This is a genomic window from Verrucosispora sp. SN26_14.1, assembly GCF_004307965.1.
GTDB lineage: Bacteria > Actinomycetota > Actinomycetes > Mycobacteriales > Micromonosporaceae > Micromonospora.
Genome location: NZ_SISL01000651.1, coordinates 1 through 2,529 on the forward strand (window position 1 = coordinate 1; position 2,529 = coordinate 2,529).

The window sequence follows — 2,529 nt, forward strand, 5'->3', positions numbered from 1 at the left end:
GCCGGGTGCGTGGCCGCCCGTGGCGTCGACGGGCGGCCGGCACACGCCGCCGCGCTGCGCTTCTACTGGGGTCCGATGGACTGCGGCAAGTCCACGATGGCGTTGCAGATGAACTACAACCACTCCCGGCAGGGCCGCCGGGGACTGGTCACCACCCGCATCGACCGTTCCCTGGGCCCGCAGGTCACCACCCGCATCGGCCTGGCGCACGAGGCGATCGAGGTCACCGACGCGCTCGACCTGCGCGCCCTGGTCCGCGACGCCTGGGCCGACGGGGTACGGGTGGACTACCTGATCTGCGACGAGGCCAGCTTCTACTCCGTCGAGCACGTCGAGCAGATGGCCGACCTGGTCGACAGCTACGACGTCGACGTGTACGCCTTCGGACTGGCCACCGACTTCCGGTCCTGCCTCTTCCCGGCCGCCCGACGGCTGTTCGAACTGGCCGACTCGGTGGCCCGGATCCAGGTCGAGGTGCTCTGCTGGTGCGGCCGGGAGGGTCTGCTCAACGCCCGGGTCGCGGGCGGGCGGATCGTCCGCGAGGGCGAGCAGGTGGTGATCGGCGACACCGTCGACGACGCCGACGTGCGATACCAGGTGCTGTGCCGCCGCCACCACCGCAACGGCGACCTCGGTCCACGCGCCACCGCCTGCGCCGACTCCTGAACCGCCGCCGCCGAGGCGTCGGATAACGAAACGATCACTGCTGCGAACCTTTTCCGGGGGCCTGCCGCTTCTGGTGCGTGACGAGAAGCGCACACGGGCCGCACCGGCCCGCGTACCGGCGGGGGTGCAGGACGGATGAGGTTCGCGTGGCGGCGTGCCCGGGGCACGAGGGGCCTGCTGCTCGCCGCGGCCGGAGCGGCACTGGTGGCGACCCTCGCCCTGACCGGCCTGGCCGCCTACAACCGGGACGTGGTCGACTCGGGCACCCGCAACGTGCTCGCCGAGGCCACCGCGGCGGAACGGTCGCTGCTGGTCCGGGCCTCCGCCGGCCGCACCGCCGACGCGCTGCGCGACCGCGACGCCGCACTGCGCGCCCAGGTCGACACCGACCTGGGCGGGTTGCCCGCGCAGGTCACCGCCGCCGGGTACGCGGCCGGACGGCAGTTGCGCGGCGACACCGGGAACGCCGTCGCCGACCGCACCGGCACCACGTACGCGTCGGTGATGTTCCTCGACGACCTGCCCGCGCACGCCCGGCTGGCCGCCGGCACCTGGCCGCAGGCCGGAGCGGACCCGGTGCAGACCGTCCTCGCCGAGGCGGCGGCCCGCACCCTCCAGGTCGACGTCGGTGACCGCGTCCCGATCACCGACGGGCTCACCGGACAGATCACCGAGGTGACCGTCACCGGGCTGTTCACGCCGCTGGACCCGGACGCCGCGTACTGGCGGCTGGCACCCGAGACGGCCACTGGCGCGTTGCCGCAGTCGGCCACGTACGGGCCGATGACGGTGGCCCGCGACGACTTCGTCACCCACTTCCTGCCCAACGCCTCCGCCGGCTGGCTGGTCGAACCCGACCTGACCGCGGTCGGCCCCGCCGCCCTGGACCAGGTGGCCGAGGCCGCCGGCCGGATCACCACCAGCACTCCGGCCGAGGCCGGACTGGGCGAGTCGGCGATGGCCACCAGCGACCTCGCCACCCTGGTACGCCGGCTGCAACAGGCCACCCTCGTCGGCCGGTCGGCGTTGGTCACCCCGATGCTGCTGGTGGTGGTACTCGGCGGGTACGCGTTGCTGCTCGTCGCCGTGCTGCTCACCGAACACCGCCGGGGCGAGACCGCGCTGCTGCGGGCCCGGGGTGCCGCCCGGCGGCAACTGGCCGGGCTGACCGCCCGGGAGGCCACCCTGGTCGTGCTGCCGGCTGCGGTGCTCGCGCCGCTGCTCGCCGGGCAGGTTCTCGGGCTCGCCGGCCGCCTGCCGTGGCTCAGCGCGGTGTCGCTGCGGCCGGACGTCGTGCCCGGCGCGACGGTGTGGCTGGTCGCCGGGGCGGCGGCGGCCGGCTGTGCGCTGGCGATGATCGGGCCGAGCCTGCGCCGGGGCGACAGCTACGTCGCCGACCTGGCCAGCCGGTCCCGGCCCCGCCGTCGCGGCATGGTGCAGCGCGCCGGCCTGGACGTGCTGCTGGTCGGGCTGGCCCTGCTCGCCTGGTATCAGCTCAGCCGCTACTCCTCCCCGTTGTCCCGGTCCCGGGGCGGTGACCTGGGGGTGGATCCGCTGCTGGCCGCCGCACCCACGCTCGGGGTCCTGGCCGGCGCGGTGCTGGCGCTGCGTCTGCTGCCGCCGCTGGTCCGGCTCGCCGAACGGTGGGTGGACCGCAAACCGTGGACCGCCGTCATGCTCGGCACCTGGCAGGCCGGGCGACGGCCGCACGCCGGCCCGGTGCTGCTGCTGGCCCTCGCCGTCGCGGTCGGCACCCTCGCCTGGTCCCTGGCCGGCACCTCCCGCCGGTCGCTGGACGACCAGGCCGCGCACCTGGTCGGCGCCGACCTGCGCCTCACCGAGGTCAACGGCGCAGCCGCCGCC

Annotated in this window: 2 protein-coding genes; both read left to right on the plus strand. The window is 75.2% G+C overall.

What is annotated here, in order from left to right; all coding sequences use genetic code 11:
* Window positions 1-9 precede the first annotated feature (9 nt).
* Window positions 10-666, plus strand: coding sequence for a thymidine kinase (locus EYA84_RS30435; RefSeq protein ID WP_131057669.1), 657 nt, complete (start codon window positions 10-12; stop codon window positions 664-666).
* A gap of 135 nt (window positions 667-801) precedes the next feature.
* Window positions 802-2,529: FtsX-like permease family protein (locus EYA84_RS30440; RefSeq protein ID WP_131057668.1), on the plus strand; the 1,728-nt coding region annotated here is incomplete at its 3' end.